The sequence below is a fragment of the Vagococcus allomyrinae genome (assembly GCF_017829975.1).
GTDB lineage: Bacteria > Bacillota > Bacilli > Lactobacillales > Vagococcaceae > Vagococcus_D > Vagococcus_D allomyrinae.
On record NZ_JAEEGA010000014.1, the window covers coordinates 156,900 to 170,976 of the forward strand.

The 14,077-nt window shown below is 40.0% G+C and carries 14 protein-coding genes; 12 read left to right on the top strand and 2 right to left on the bottom strand.

Annotated elements, in window-relative coordinates:
* Positions 1–18 precede the first annotated feature (18 nt).
* The 8 genes from I6N95_RS19440 (at position 19) to I6N95_RS19475 (ending at position 8,548) form a co-directional block, all read left to right on the top strand.
* A complete protein-coding gene (locus tag I6N95_RS19440) occupies positions 19–345 on the top strand; it encodes a PTS sugar transporter subunit IIB (RefSeq protein ID WP_209531004.1) in 327 nt (108 codons plus the stop codon).
* A gap of 167 nt (positions 346–512) precedes the next feature.
* Positions 513–2,858: an HAD-IC family P-type ATPase gene (locus I6N95_RS19445; protein WP_209531005.1), complete on the top strand. Its 2,346-nt coding sequence runs from the start codon at positions 513–515 to the stop codon at positions 2,856–2,858.
* A 435-nt stretch (positions 2,859–3,293) separates the two neighbouring features.
* Positions 3,294–3,986, top strand: coding sequence for an MgtC/SapB family protein (locus I6N95_RS19450; protein ID WP_209531006.1), 693 nt, complete (start codon positions 3,294–3,296; stop codon positions 3,984–3,986).
* A gap of 27 nt (positions 3,987–4,013) precedes the next feature.
* The gene (locus I6N95_RS19455) at positions 4,014–4,760 is read left to right on the top strand and encodes a tyrosine-protein phosphatase (RefSeq protein WP_209531007.1); all 747 of its coding nucleotides are present in this window, start codon (positions 4,014–4,016) and stop codon (positions 4,758–4,760) included.
* A gap of 152 nt (positions 4,761–4,912) precedes the next feature.
* Positions 4,913–6,292 carry a bifunctional metallophosphatase/5'-nucleotidase gene (locus I6N95_RS19460; RefSeq protein ID WP_209531008.1) on the top strand — a complete coding sequence of 460 codons (1,380 nt, stop codon included), beginning with the start codon at positions 4,913–4,915 and terminating at the stop codon, positions 6,290–6,292.
* Positions 6,293–6,336: 44 nt separating this feature from the next.
* The gene (locus I6N95_RS19465) at positions 6,337–7,008 is read left to right on the top strand and encodes a YutD family protein (protein ID WP_245249707.1); all 672 of its coding nucleotides are present in this window, start codon (positions 6,337–6,339) and stop codon (positions 7,006–7,008) included.
* 106 nt (positions 7,009–7,114) lie between these two features.
* Positions 7,115–7,879 (top strand): TIGR01457 family HAD-type hydrolase, encoded by a 765-nt coding sequence (locus I6N95_RS19470; RefSeq protein WP_209531009.1) that lies wholly within the window; start codon positions 7,115–7,117, stop codon positions 7,877–7,879.
* Positions 7,880–8,548 carry a TIGR01906 family membrane protein gene (locus I6N95_RS19475; protein WP_209531010.1) on the top strand — a complete coding sequence of 223 codons (669 nt, stop codon included), beginning with the start codon at positions 7,880–7,882 and terminating at the stop codon, positions 8,546–8,548.
* Between the two features lie 61 nt (positions 8,549–8,609).
* On the opposite strand, the gene I6N95_RS19480 is transcribed toward I6N95_RS19475, so the two are convergent.
* Together I6N95_RS19480 and I6N95_RS19485 are read right to left on the bottom strand one after the other, a co-directional pair.
* A complete protein-coding gene (locus tag I6N95_RS19480) occupies positions 8,610–9,098 on the bottom strand; it encodes a phosphatidylglycerophosphatase A family protein (protein WP_209531011.1) in 489 nt (162 codons plus the stop codon).
* 119 nt (positions 9,099–9,217) lie between these two features.
* Positions 9,218–10,216, bottom strand: coding sequence for an NAD(P)/FAD-dependent oxidoreductase (locus tag I6N95_RS19485; RefSeq protein ID WP_209531012.1), 999 nt, complete (start codon positions 10,214–10,216; stop codon positions 9,218–9,220).
* A 170-nt stretch (positions 10,217–10,386) separates the two neighbouring features.
* On the opposite strand from I6N95_RS19485, the gene I6N95_RS19490 reads away from it, so the two are divergent.
* The 4 genes from I6N95_RS19490 (at position 10,387) to I6N95_RS19505 (ending at position 13,054) form a co-directional block, all read left to right on the top strand.
* Positions 10,387–10,971, top strand: a complete 585-nt coding sequence (locus I6N95_RS19490) for a peptidylprolyl isomerase (RefSeq protein WP_209531013.1) — start codon at positions 10,387–10,389, stop codon at positions 10,969–10,971.
* Positions 10,972–11,021: 50 nt separating this feature from the next.
* A complete protein-coding gene (locus tag I6N95_RS19495; RefSeq protein WP_209531014.1) occupies positions 11,022–11,882 on the top strand; it encodes an ROK family protein in 861 nt (286 codons plus the stop codon).
* A gap of 362 nt (positions 11,883–12,244) precedes the next feature.
* Positions 12,245–12,613 (top strand): CvfD/Ygs/GSP13 family RNA-binding post-transcriptional regulator, encoded by a 369-nt coding sequence (locus I6N95_RS19500; RefSeq protein WP_209531015.1) that lies wholly within the window; start codon positions 12,245–12,247, stop codon positions 12,611–12,613.
* Between the two features lie 75 nt (positions 12,614–12,688).
* A complete protein-coding gene (locus tag I6N95_RS19505; RefSeq protein ID WP_209531016.1) occupies positions 12,689–13,054 on the top strand; it encodes a hypothetical protein in 366 nt (121 codons plus the stop codon).
* The last annotated feature ends 1,023 nt before the right edge of the window (positions 13,055–14,077 follow it).

Sequence of the window (14,077 nt, forward strand, 5' to 3'; positions counted from 1 at the left end):
AGGAAAGAAGGGAAGTCAATGATGTACCGAATAATGTTAGCGTGTGCTGGTGGGATGTCCACCAGTTTATTGGCAACCAGTATGCGAAAAGCTGGGGATGAAATGGGCATTGAGATGACTGTAGCGGCTATGCCGGTTGGAAATGTAGCCGCAGTTAGGGAGGATATCGATATTTTATTAATCGGCCCGCAAGTCCGGTATCAGATAGAGCAGGTGAAAAAAATTTATCAGGAATTACCTGTGACTGTCCAAGTGATTGATTCCTTGGATTATGGACGGATGCTTGGGGAAAAGGTCTTAAAACAGGCATTGGAGACGTATAAACTTGAAAGAGGTCGTGACTAATCTCTGAAGCCGCTAACTAGTCTTTAATAAATTATTAAGGTGTTAAAGACTTTGTTAAGGTTGTAAAACTAGAACTATAGTCCGAGGTTAAATGAAGAAAGATGGCTTATTCTATTAATATAAAGTGAACGAGTGTGCCTGGCTGTACACTAAAAGGGGAATCTGCTATGACGAAAGAACATCGGTATTTAGGACTAAGCTATGCTGAAGTCGAAGAGCGTAAAGGGCGTGGTGAAAGTAACGAAGCTTTGCCACCAATGACTCGAAGTTTGAAACAAATATTTTTAGAAAATAGCCTGACGCTATTTAATTTCATTAACATTGTTATTGCAGGTTTTGTTATCTATACAGGCAGTTATAAAAATTTACTCTTTCTCGGGGTGATCATCGTCAATACCACGGTGGGGATTTTCCAAGAGTTACGAGCCAAAAAAAATGTGGATGAATTGGCCCTATTAAATCAAGCTAAGGCGACCGTTATAAGGAATGGTCAGCAAGAGGAGGTTTCGCAAGGGGAAATTGTTAAAAATGACTTATTGATGATCAAGCGGGGGCAACAAATTGTGGTTGATGGGCAAGTGATTCGAACTAGTGGGATCGAGTGCGATGAATCCCAATTGACAGGTGAAGCTGATCCTGTGATTAAAGATGAAGGGGACACCGTTTATTCTGGGAGTTTTGTTGTTAGTGGCAATGCGCTTATTGAGGCGACAAAGGTTGGCAAAGAGAGCTACAGTTCTAAACTAGCCCTTGAAGCCAAAGGGGAAAAAAGCATCTACAGCGAATTAGTTCAAACGATGAAAAAGATTATTCGTATTTTGACCTTTGGCATTATTCCTGTGGGGGCGTTACTATTTTTATCTAGTATGTTAGGAGATATGACCGTTAATCAGGCCATTTTAGGTTCGACTGCCGCGATGATTGGGATGATTCCTGAAGGCTTAGTTTTATTAACAACGGTCGCTTTGGCTGTCGGCGTTATTCGGTTAACGCAGAAAAGAGTCCTCGTTAAAACCATGGGATCAATTGAAACGCTGGCACGGGTAAATATTTTATGTTTGGATAAAACTGGAACATTGACAAGTGGTGAGTTAAAGATTTTGAAAACCGATGTTATCGGTAAATTGACCCCGAAAGAATTTGGCGCAATGATCGGTCATGTGGCCCATGATCTAAATGAAGATAATGCAACAGGCTTAGCGCTGATGAAAGCATTCCCGGTAACAGCTGATAGTTGGCCCATCACCAAAACAATCCCTTTTTCTTCGGCACGTAAATGGAGTGCCATCGAGTATCAACAGAAGGGAAGTGTGGTGATTGGAGCACCGGAATATTTGTTTGATTCTTTTAATAAAGAGTTAACAGAGCGGATGCATCTTGCGACTACCGAAGGTTTGCGAGTTTTGGCGATTGCCACAAGTCAAGAAGCCATTATTGAACAAGATCTGCCGCATTCCTTAAATTTAGAAGGTCTGATTTTTTTAGAAGATGAAATACGGGCGGAGGCGCCGCAAACTCTTCATTATTTTATGGAGCAAGAGGTTGAGATCTGCATTATTTCAGGAGATCATCCTCAAACAGTGGCTCAAATAGCCAAGCGGGCAGGTGTTAAAAATAGTGACAAGTTGATTGATATGAGTAAAGTATCTGAGAAAATTAACTATCAAACCCTCGTCCGAGAAAATCGGGTTTTTGGTCGGGTAAGTCCCGAACAAAAGCGTTCCTTAGTAGAAGCCTTGCAAGCAAATGGGATGACTGTCGGGATGACGGGAGATGGTGTTAATGATATTCTTGCTTTGAAGAAAGCCGATTGTAGTATTGTGATGGCTAATGGGAGTGATGCAACCAAGGGAATTGCGGATTTTGTGTTATTGGATTCCAACTTTGATTCCATGGTAGGGGTTGTCTTAGAAGGGCGGAAAGTTGTCAATAATATTCAGCGCGTGGCTTCCCTCTATTTAACCAAAACGATTTATTCAATTTTATTGGCGGCCCTGTTTATTTTTATTTCCTCTCCTTACCCATTTCAACCGATTCAACTAAGTCCCATAAGCACTTTGACTGTTGGCATTCCGTCATTTTTCTTGGCGTTACGTCCCAATGTAGCGCCCATCAAAGGCCGTTTTTTTCAAAATGTGCTGGAACCGGCTTTCGCAAGTGGTTTAAGTGTAGTTATTTTTGCCATGGGGATTTTGTTTCTGGGCAATCAGTTTGGCTGGCGCTATGAAGAGACATCAACGGTGACGGTTTGGATGACTGGCATGGTGTGTTTTGTGGCATTGTATTATGTGTCAAAACCGAGTAATTGGAAAATTATGACAATGATCAGTCTGTTATTTAGTTTGTTTTTAGTGTTATTTATCTTTTTTGGGCGTATCTTTTCCCTAGTAAGTCTGTTCCAATGGCATCTGGCTGTTGTCTACGTCCCGATGATGCTTGGGGTAATCCCACTTTTTTATGGGTTAAAATATATCGCCCATCGTTTGTTAGGAAATCACCATTACGCTAAATAACAGAGTCTTCGATTAGTGTAAATGTTGTTAGTGCTCGGAGACAAGTTAAACAAAGCATTGGCACAAAGTTGTTGAGGCTACTGTTCAGGCCGAACAATTTGGAGCCTTGATGATGGGGAAATAAAAGGTAAAACAAGTCAGCGCGTTTGGTTGGCTTGTTTTACCTTTTTGGCAATCATCAATGACTAGAATTTCCCTGATAGTAGTGCTAAACTAATAGAGTGGGGATCTAGGAAGGCCAGCTTGGAATGTTTAGTCGGTTTTCCAAAATAGAATGACCAAGAGTTGTTTTTTTGTTTTTAACTTTATAGGAAAGTCTAAAACTTTCTCTATATCGTAGCTTGGATCCAGCTTTGCGAGGCAACATCTCGTTGAGCTTTTCTTATTCGAAGTCTTTGAAGGTGAGACTGATTATTTTTTAGAAAGGAGGAACTAATGACTGTATTGGAAATTATTGAGCGATTATTAATTGCCGTGGCTATATCTGGTGCGATTGGCTTTGATCGCGAATTCAAAAATCGTCCAGCAGGCATCCGAACGCATATCTTAGTATGTGTCGGAGCGACAGTTGTGGCTTTGATGCAAGATCAAATTTCCATTGATGCCCTAAATATCGCCACCAATCAACCTGAATTAGCAGGCGTTGTCCGTTCGGATCAAGCGCGGCTAATCGCGCAAGTTATCAGTGGGATTGGATTTTTAGGGGCAGGCACGATCATTGTAACCAAACGTTCGGTTATGGGCCTAACGACTGCGGCATCACTTTGGACAGTGGCCTGTTTAGGAATCGCCACCGGGATGGGCTACTATCAAATTGCCATTGCCGGATTTATCACGATTCAATTGACCTTGTCTTTATTGAAAAAAATTATTATCATGCCATCGATGAAAAAACTTGAAGTTAAATACGTTCATCGAGTAGAAACCAAAGAATTTATTACCGATTATTTTGCCGAAAACCATGTAGAGGTCAAAGATGTCAACTTTGATGTGGATCTTGTGGACGAACGGCGCATTTACACCAATCTATATACGATTGAGTTGCCTCGTGGCAAGAATTTTGCCGATTTAATTGAGGATTTATCCATTCACGAAAATGTCATGAAAATTCGTTTAGTGGATGTTTAGTATGAGTGTTAAGGAAGGAAGAATAGGATGAAGACATTAGTTAATTTTAGAGATGCAGGCGGGTATCAGACTGCTGAGGGTCACAAGGTAAAAACTGGCAAGATTTATCGAAGCGGCGAAATTGTTGATTTATCGGTGGAGGATAAAGACAAGTTTGTCAATGAGTACGGCATTAAAACGATATTTGACTTACGCGGTGCCAGTGAGTTGGCAGAACGTCCCGATGATACATTTGCAGGCACTCATTACATTAATTTGGATATTATGAAAGATTTAGATGGACAGTCATCAAGCTTGGAAGATTTAACAGCGGAACCGACATCGGCCGACGATCATATGAAATCTCTTTATCAGGGAATGATTTTATCGAAATCTGGTCAGAATGGCTATCGTCAGTTTTTAGAGCAAGTGGCGAGCAGTGATGACCCTTTTATCTTTCATTGTTTTGCTGGTAAAGATCGGACAGGCGTGGCGGCAGCTCTTGTGTTGGATTTATTAGAAGTCTCAAAAGTTGACATTTACGCGGATTATTTAAAAACCAACCAGATGCGTAAAGCAGCCAACGACCTATTGATTGCAGGGATGCGCGAAAAAGGGATGGACGAGGCACAATTAAAAGAAGTTGAAACGATGATGTATGTGAAAAAAGATTATTTGGATGTTGCTTATGAGACGATGAATGCCGAGTTTGGTGGGCTAAAAGGATTTGTTAAGGATGGCTTAGGCCTATCTGATAATCTTGTGAAAGATTTAAAAACATTATATACTGTATAATAAATAGACGAACTATTCTTTGGTCAACAAGGAATAGTTTTTGTTTAATCTTTGCTATTAGCTAGTCCGACAGATAGTTGCTGCGATCATTTAATGGGAACTATCGCGTGAATTATTAGAACAAAAATTAATGAATAGAAGTGTTTAATTTTATGGAAGAAATAATCATTTTACATACCAACGATCTCCATTCCCATTTTGAAAAATGGCCGCGGATTCGTCGCTATCTATTGACAGAAAAAGATCGTTTGGAAGAGTTAGGAAAAACCGTTATTACGTTGGATTTAGGGGATTTTTCTGACAGGGTACACCCCTTGACGGAAGCGACTGATGGCAAAGCCAATACTGTTTTGATGAATCAAGTTCATTATGATCTGGTGACGATTGGGAATAATGAAGGGATTGGCAATAGCCATGAGCAGTTAAATCGGTTATATGATGAGGCAAATTTTAACGTATTGCTGGCTAATGTAAAGGCGGCGGGTGGTAGTCAGTTCCCTAGTTGGGCTTCACCTTCTCAAATCATGACAAGTAAAGACGGCACCAAAATAGGGTTTATGGCGTTAACAGCTCCCTTTCCTTTAACTTATAACCCAAATGGTTGGGATGTTTTTGAAGTAGACGAGGTCTTACCTGGATTGCTGAAAGACCTTAGCTCACGATCGGATGTTCTTGTTTTGATGTCCCATCTCGGCATTGAAGAGGAGACGCGGATTGCTCAAACATACCCTGAAATTGATGTGATTCTAGGCTCACATACTCATCATTTATTTGTTGATGGCATGCTAGTTGGCACGACGTTGCTGGCTGCCGCTGGTAAATTTGGTCGCTATGTCGGAAAGGTGACATTAGAATTAGACAATCATCAACTGGTGGACAAAAAAGCCAGCGTTCAAGTCACAAAGGAGTTACCAGAATATCGGGAAGATCTTGATGAAATTGACGGGTACCTGGCTGAAGGCCAGCGCTTGTTACACGCACAAGTGGTTGGGCAATTGCCGAGGGAGTTGAGTGCGGATCCCCGTGTGCCAAATGGGTTACTTGATTTTGCTTTAAAGGCCATCGCTCATTATGGGCAAGTAGACGCGGCTATCTTAAACTCTGGTCTGTTTTTGGAAACCTTAAAGGCCGGCAGAGTAACGAAAGATGATCTTCATCGTTGTTTGCCCCATCCGATGCATTTGGTTAAAGTGACCTTAACTGGTGAAGACTTAACGTCATTAGTGGCAGAATTGAGGCGAGAAAAAGACGCATTGCGTGACTTTCCAATCGTTGGCATGGGATTTCGCGGAAAAATATTTGGTGAACTAAGAAGCCTAGGGCTGAGTTGGGAAGATCGTAGTCAGCCGATTCGTTGGCAAGGTTTGCCATTAGAAAAGCGACAACACTATTCTTTTGTAACAGTCGATCATTTGATGTTTATTCCTTTTTTTCCGACAATTCGCGAAAAAGGCCAGATCGAGATGTTATTTCCCGATTTTTTACGACACGTTATTGGCGACTATTTGGAAGAATACTATCCTTGTCATTAAAAAAAGGCTATAATAACTTTAAATGAATAATAGGCGGTGACACTATGGAAACAATGAACGAAGAACAAGGGACTGAGAAGTCAATAACAGATGAGATTGAATCAGTTTTAACGGATATCGCCACGGATGCTCCTGCTGAAAAAGAGAAAAAGCAACGGATAACACTCATTGAGGAAGATATTGTCATGATTGATCAGCGTAAATATCGCTTAGTTGAAAATTATCGTGAGGCTTTTGACATTGAAAAAATGAATGAGCGATACAGTGATGTGCTAAATCGTTACGATTATATTGTTGGAGATATTGGTTTTGAGCAATTGCGTTTAAAAGGCTTTTTTTCTGAGACACAAAAACGGATGCCGGTGGAGCAGCGGATCGGTTCATTGCAAGATTATCTCTATGAGTATTGTAACTTTGGCTGTGCTTATTTTGTGCTAGAGCGTGAAGGGGCTGGAACGCGAAAAGAAAAACCGCAAAATCGCAACAAGCGCAATAATCGCAAAAACACTCAAAAACCAACCCAACCAGCTCACATTCAAGAGAAGCAAGGCAAAGCGAGCGAGAAACCAACCCCTCGTAATAAAAAAGCGCCTGTGATAAAAAATCGTCAGGATAAAGAGCGAAGCCAAGCTAAAAAAAAGGCGGAAACTAAGCCCATCCCTAAGAAAGCAACAGACAAGAAGCGCGGGTTTACCATTCGGCAAAAAGATGAGTAACTCATAGCAGTAAAGATCTACTAAGAAGATACGTGGTATCCTTTAGTGGATTTTCTGTTTTATGGGAAACATGATGGCTGTTATTAGCAATAGATAGGAGTTTCAAATGAGATATCAAGGGTATTTAATTGATTTAGATGGTACCATCTACTTAGGGAAAGAGCCTATTCCAGCAGGGAAACGCTTTATAGAGCGACTAGAAAAGGCAGGAATTCCCTATTTATTTGTGACAAACAATACGACGAAACGTCCTCAAGCAGTTCGTCAGAATTTAGCCGATAATTTTGAGATTCAGGTCCCTTTGGCAACTATTTATACGGCGACCTTAGCAACCATTGATTATATGGCTGCGAAGGGATTGGGAAAGAAAGTCTATGTGATTGGTGAAGCGGGGCTTGTGGAGATGATTCTTGAGGCGGGGTATGAGTTGGAAGAAGTGGAACCAGATTACGTGGTTGTAGGTCTGGACAGTGATGTGACCTATGAAAAATTGACGGTGGCCACTTTGGCTATTCAAAAGGGCGCTCATTTTATTGGAACCAACCCCGATAAGAATATTCCGACAGAGCGCGGTTTGGTTCCGGGCGCCGGTTCCTTGTTGGCTCTTATTGAAACGGCTACTCGCGTGGCGCCAGTTATTATTGGCAAACCGCAAGCCATCATCATGGAGAAGTCATTGGAGCGATTGGGGTTGAATGCCGAGCAAGTCTTGATGGTCGGGGATAATTATGAAACAGATATTCAAGCCGGTCTGCAAAATGGCATCGACACTTTATTGGTTTTATCAGGTTTTACTCAAAAAGCGGATGTTGCGGCTCTTGTGAAAGCCCCAACGTTTATCGTGGATAGTTTGGATGATTGGAGTGTTTAGATGGCAAAACAAAAATGGCTTCATCGATTAGGGTTAGTTAGTTTGTTCTTAACCATTCTGACAATTGTGATTACTGTGACAATTAACGCCTATCCGCTGTATGTCTGGGATATTGGCCGTTTGGATATTTTAGATTGGGTAGATGTCTCCAAAGACACCTTGCTGTTAAATTATCGTGAGTTGATGAGATACTTAAATAATCCTTTTGTAACTAAGTTAGTGTTACCTGATTTTCCCGTTTCAGATTCAGGTGCCTTTCATTTTTATGAGGTCAAGAAGCTGTTTATGTTAAACTATGGTGTGCTGTTAGTCACGATTATTCCCACGGTGGTTTACGTTAAACAGTTGGTCAAGCAAAGGCGTTTATGGCAATTGGTAAGACCTTTTCAATTTGCAGCGGTGATCCCTCTTATTTTGGGATTTATTATGGCAATTGGATTTGATGCTTTTTTTACAGCATTTCACGGTGTGTTTTTTAACAATGATGCATGGATTTTTGATCCAGCAACGGACCCGATTATCAATGCCCTGCCACAAGAATATTTTATGCACTGTTTCATTTTAGCGTTTGTCTTATTTGAGCTAGTTCTCTTAGTGGGGATTTATTTGGGGAAACGGGAAATGAGACGTAATATTGAAGTTTACAAAAAAGATGCTAGCGAAAGCTAACATCTTTTTTGTCGTGATGAGTAAAGCGGTTTATTACAGGTGAGCCATTTCCCCCGCTAAATTAGTCGGCTTGAGCGTGGGCGATTCGGCTGGCAGCAGCTGCTGCGATGGCTCCAACAATATCATCCAAGAAAGTATGAACATGTTCGTCATCATGTGAGTTCAGCTTAGCGAGAATGCCTGGTTTCACTTTGTCGATGTATCCATAGTTAGTAAAGCCGATGGAGCCGTAGACATTGACGATAGACAAGGCCATGATCTCATCAATCCCATAAAGCCCTTCATCCTCTGTTAAGATATCTTGCAGAGGACTTAGTAATTCGTTGTTCTCTGCAGAGATATCTAATTGAATGCCAGTAATAATGGTGTTTTGAACTTCGCGTTTTAGTAAGACTGCTTCGACGTTTTCAGCACACATGGCAAGCGTTAAATTGGGGACATAATCTTTTTGAAGGTAATACACCAGTTCAGCAATGTCTTCAATCGTTACTCCTCGTTGAAGCAATAAGTCACGGGCCGCTTTTTCTAAAAGATGTTTATCTATTTTCATTTTTTATTCCTCACTTTTGCTTAGGTTTTAAGTTCTTCTTAATAGTACCTTGCCTTCTTCATAAAAAGCAAGTCGTGAGACTAAAAGAGCCTAGCAAATAGCTAGGCTCAAAAGGATGGTTATTGTCCTTCGAACAAACTGGTACTGTGTGTGGGTTGGGTTCGGATGTCAGGGCGAATGTAGTGAAGCGCATTATTAACAGCAGTTGGCGCTTCGCCAAATCCCGTGGCAATTAATTTGACTTTTCCCTCATAGGTACAAATATCCCCAGCGGCATATACCCCAGGCATTGAAGTAGACATATCGCTGCCGACCAAAATAGAGTGTCGTGAAAAATCCAAATCCCAATTTTTTATTTCGCCAAGAGACGAACTAAAGCCGTAATTGACGATTAATTCGTCAATGGGCATGATTTCCTGAAGGCTTTCCTTGGGATTGCTTAGTTTGATAGCGGATAAACCATGATTTTCTGTGATCAATTCATCAACGACAAAGGGGGTTCTGACCTTTATTGAAGAATTAGTTAATAGCTGAACGCTGTGTTCGTGCGCTCTGAAATCCGGTCGACGATGAACTAGGGTAACGGTTTTAGCAATAGGTTCAAGCATTAAAGACCAATCGATGGCAGAATCACCGCCGCCGCAGATCATGACGTTCTTATCGCGAAACTTTTCAGTATCGGTCACATAGTAATGGAGGGATTGGCCTTCTAGTTTATCCGCCTGTTCCATTTGCAGTTTTCGCGGTTGAAAAGCACCGTTACCAGCCGTTATGATGACACTATGTGACAAGTGTTCACCTGCTGTGGTCACGATTTTAATGATGTTATCCTCAACTTTGATTAAATCAAGGACTTCTTCTTCCAAACAAATGGTTTGCTCAAAGCGTTCGATTTGTTGAATCAGATTATTGACTAACTCACTGGCTTTTACATCTGGAAAACCAGCGATGTCATAAATTTTTTTTTCTGGGTAAAGCATGGCAAGCTGCCCACCAAGTTGTGGCAAACTTTCAATGACCTTTGTTTTGGCTTGGCGCATGCCGGCATAAAAAGCCGCAAACAGACCAGTTGGGCCACCACCAATAATGGTAATATCGTAAATTTCATTAGTTGACATCTTGTTACGCACCTCCGTTTCTTCGTTTGTATAGAATCAGCCATACAGCTTCAGTATAGAATAATTATAGCAATAACGACACAAATTTGCATTTTCGATCGAAATAGATAGAAATAAATCATAATTTTAGGTATCATGGAAAGGAATACAAATTAGGAGGAAAACAATCAATGACTTTTCATCAATTAAATGTGCAAGATGCACCAGGACCAATCGCAACGATTAAAACAAATAAAGGGGATATGACCTTTAAATTATTTCCAGAAGCTGCCCCTAAAACAGTAAAAAACTTTGTTGAATTAGCGAAAAAAGGCTATTATGACGGCATTATTTTCCACCGTGTTATTCCAGATTTCATGATTCAAGGTGGCGATCCAACTGGCACTGGTATGGGCGGCGAAAGTATTTACGGCGATTCTTTTGAAGACGAGTTTTCGAGAGAGCTGTTTAACTTACGTGGTGCTTTATCAATGGCTAATGCTGGACCGAACACCAACGGCAGTCAATTCTTTATTGTGCAAAATCAAAATGTTCCTGCTAATATGGTTAAGCAATTAGAAGGTGCTGATTTTCCAGTAGAAGTAATTGAAGCCTATAAAAATGGTGGAACCCCTTGGTTGGATTTCCGTCATACCGTTTTTGGTCACATTATGGAAGGGCTAGAAATAATGGATGATATTGCTGGTGTGCAACGTGGTCCTCAAGATAAGCCAGTTCATGATATTGTTATCGAGACAATTGAAATTTCTGAATAGAATGAAATGAGTCGAAAGTTCTTTCACTTTTTATAAGGAGGTTTTTTATAGTGTTATATGGAGCAATTGAAGCAGGTGGGACAAAGTTTGTCTGTGCCGTTAGCGATGAAAATTTGGATATTAAGGAACGAGTCAGCATTCCGACAACTGTTCCAGAAGAGACGATGACTGCTGTCTTTGCTTTCTTTGATCAGCATGATGTGGCGTCAATTGGTGTGGGCTCTTTTGGTCCGATAGATGTTAATAAAAAATCTGAGACCTATGGGTATATAACCAGTACGCCAAAACTAGCCTGGGCTCATTATAATTTTTTAGGTGCTTTAACAGAGCGGTATGATGTGCCAGTAGCTTGGACGACGGATGTAAATGCGGCGGCATATGGTGAATTAAAAAAAGGGGCGGCTGTTGGCAAAGATAGTTGTTTGTACATCACAGTTGGAACAGGTATTGGCGGCGGTGTCGTGATTGATGGAAAGATTATCAACGGCTATGGTCACCCGGAAGTCGGCCATATTTTAGTGAGAAAACACCCAGAAGATACCTATGGGGGAGCTTGTCCTTATCATGGAGATTGTCTCGAAGGGGTGGCCGCTGGTCCTTCTCTTGAACAACGCCACGGTATTAAAGGTCATGAGTTAGGGGCCAAACACAAAGCTTGGGATATTGAAGCTTACTACTTAGCCCAAGCCATAATGAGCTATACCTTAATTCTTTCACCGGAAATGGTTGTCATGGGTGGTGGTGTGATGAAACAGACTCAGCTCTTCCCATTAATGAGAGCGTCTTTCGAAAAACAGATGAACGGTTATGTTGCCACACCTCCCTTGGAGGACTATATTGTACCTTGTGGCTTAGGTGATAATGCCGGGATTACCGGTTGTTTATTACTCGCAATTGAAGAAGTTAATTAAAGTAGTGAGGTCTTCTATTATAGAAGGCTTCTTTTTTTACTCTGTAAGAAAGTAGGAAACTTTCTCCCGATCGTAAGTTTGGAGCTAATTGCTAAAGCACTAAGAGCAACGGCAACGCTTGGTTCAGCTTTTTTTATGATGAGGAATAGTGGGAATACAGGAGCGTTTTTCTTGCAGACAACTCAAATCCCGTAGTTTATATTTCTAATCTTTTGGCGTATAATAGTAGATGTAATATCGTACGTGATGATGTTAAACCGATCATATAACAGAACATACCAAGAGTAGTGGCGATTACGGAGCGACTTGAAAATCTACAATGAGTGTTCGGTTCTCGGTGCTAGTGAAAGGAGGCTAAACAAATGACCTATACGATCGGTATGGTAATAGAAGGTAAAGTGACAGGGGTTCAACCTTATGGGGCATTTATTTCATTAGATGATGATGTTCAAGGATTAATACATATTTCAGAAGTAAAGCACGGCTTTATCAAAAATATTTCGGATGTGCTCAGTATCGGAGAAGTTGTTAGAGTGAAAGTGATTGATATTGATGAGTATTCACAAAAAATCAGTTTATCCATGAGAGCCTTAGACTTAAAAGCGCCTCTCCCACAATACAAGCGCAAGAAGTATTTTACAAATCGGAAAAAGAAAATTGGCTTTGAGAGCTTGAGATTACAGATGCCTAACTGGATTGATGAGAGTATGAAAGAACTTACCGAAAAATAAACATGATTTTTTTCTGAAAATGTGCTATTATTTTAATAGTATAATGAAAATTCATTGCAAATTGAGGTGGAAGTTTTGAGTAACCAATTAGTTGCGGGGACTGTCATGCTAAACAGTGCCAACGGTGATAAAAGGTTTTTAGTAAAAAGAAACGAAGAAAATTTTGATTTTGTCACAACCACAATGAATGAAGACTTTACGAGTTTAGCTTGTATTTTAAAAGAGTTGAAATCGGAAGTGATGATGGATGTTAATTCAATTGATTTAGTTGAATTGACTAATGTCAGTGTCAATGACCGAAAGATGCCTCTGTTTGTGTTTGAGATGGAGGAGCAAAAGAATGAAGGTGTTCTAGGTGATAGTTATGCTTGGGAAACACCAAATACATTACGCAGTGTATTAAATAAGTTTCAAATATCAGGAGTTCCAATTTTTGAATAATCAAGAGATGCCAACAGCTTATAGACTGTTGGTGTTTTTTTCTATTAGGAAAGTATAAAACTTTCTCTCTATCGTAGTAGTATCACGTAACTATTTTGCTACTTTTCTTTCAGGGCTGACTTCGATCTCTCTTGTTTTTTAATGAGACAACTAATTGTAGTCAAAGAAGAGTTGACTATTACCTAGCAGAGAGAGGCAACTTGCTTTTCTAAAGATGATCAGATAACTTTCCAAAAGTTATTTGGCTTCGGCTTAATGAGTCACACTAAGGGAGGTTCTAATATCTTGTATTTTACTTATGAGTGAGATCAAGTGGCGTTAAAAAAGAATATGCGAATAAGAAATGCATTTTTTAACTATTTTTGCGATAAAAGCGAACATTGAGCTGTTGTTTTTAGCTATTAATCCTTTTTGTAAAAAAAAGGGAAAAAAGACAGGTTTAAGCTTGCTTTTTAAGAAAACTATTGATATATTAATACATGTCCTTAAGGCAGGACAATCTGATGAAAGATAAATATGAAACTTTCTTGAAAAGTCGTTGACAGGATAGAGCGTTGTATGTTATTCTAATTAGGTTGTCGTTTGAAGAGATGACATATCTTAACAAATATGCCGCTCAAAAAATAATTAAAAAAGTTGTTGACAACGTCAACTAACTTATGTTATTCTAATTGAGTTGCTGATGAAGAGCTAAACCACTTCAACAAGCTGAAAAAAACTTTTGAAAAATAATTAAAAAAGTTGTTGACAAAGACAACTAAACATGTTATTCTAATAAAGTTGCTAAGGCGACAAACAACCAACTGCGAAACAAGCGGTTGACAACTTAGACCTTTGAAAACTGAACAAAGTAAGACGAACCAAATTGTGTAGTTGTTCTTCTTCAGTAGAAGAACACTAAAAAGATTTTACGATTTTTTATGAAAAATCGAATAGTGAAGTTACATTCGCTAGCAAACAAATGAGCGAGATCTTCGGATCTTATCAAAACTTTTAATGAGAGTTTGATCCTGGCTCAGGACG

Bases quoted from the DNA above. Each gene is read 5' to 3' on its own strand.
- I6N95_RS19440 (WP_209531004.1), top strand. From the start codon at position 19: ATGATGTACCGAATAATGTTAGCGTGTGCTGGTGGGATGTCCACCAGT.
- I6N95_RS19445 (WP_209531005.1), top strand. From the start codon at position 513: ATGACGAAAGAACATCGGTATTTAGGACTAAGCTATGCTGAAGTCGAA.
- I6N95_RS19450 (WP_209531006.1), top strand. From the start codon at position 3,294: ATGACTGTATTGGAAATTATTGAGCGATTATTAATTGCCGTGGCTATA.
- I6N95_RS19455 (WP_209531007.1), top strand. From the start codon at position 4,014: ATGAAGACATTAGTTAATTTTAGAGATGCAGGCGGGTATCAGACTGCT.
- I6N95_RS19460 (WP_209531008.1), top strand. From the start codon at position 4,913: ATGGAAGAAATAATCATTTTACATACCAACGATCTCCATTCCCATTTT.
- I6N95_RS19465 (WP_245249707.1), top strand. From the start codon at position 6,337: ATGGAAACAATGAACGAAGAACAAGGGACTGAGAAGTCAATAACAGAT.
- I6N95_RS19470 (WP_209531009.1), top strand. From the start codon at position 7,115: ATGAGATATCAAGGGTATTTAATTGATTTAGATGGTACCATCTACTTA.
- I6N95_RS19475 (WP_209531010.1), top strand. From the start codon at position 7,880: ATGGCAAAACAAAAATGGCTTCATCGATTAGGGTTAGTTAGTTTGTTC.
- I6N95_RS19480 (WP_209531011.1), bottom strand. From the start codon at position 9,098: ATGAAAATAGATAAACATCTTTTAGAAAAAGCGGCCCGTGACTTATTG.
- I6N95_RS19485 (WP_209531012.1), bottom strand. From the start codon at position 10,216: ATGTCAACTAATGAAATTTACGATATTACCATTATTGGTGGTGGCCCA.
- I6N95_RS19490 (WP_209531013.1), top strand. From the start codon at position 10,387: ATGACTTTTCATCAATTAAATGTGCAAGATGCACCAGGACCAATCGCA.
- I6N95_RS19500 (WP_209531015.1), top strand. From the start codon at position 12,245: ATGACCTATACGATCGGTATGGTAATAGAAGGTAAAGTGACAGGGGTT.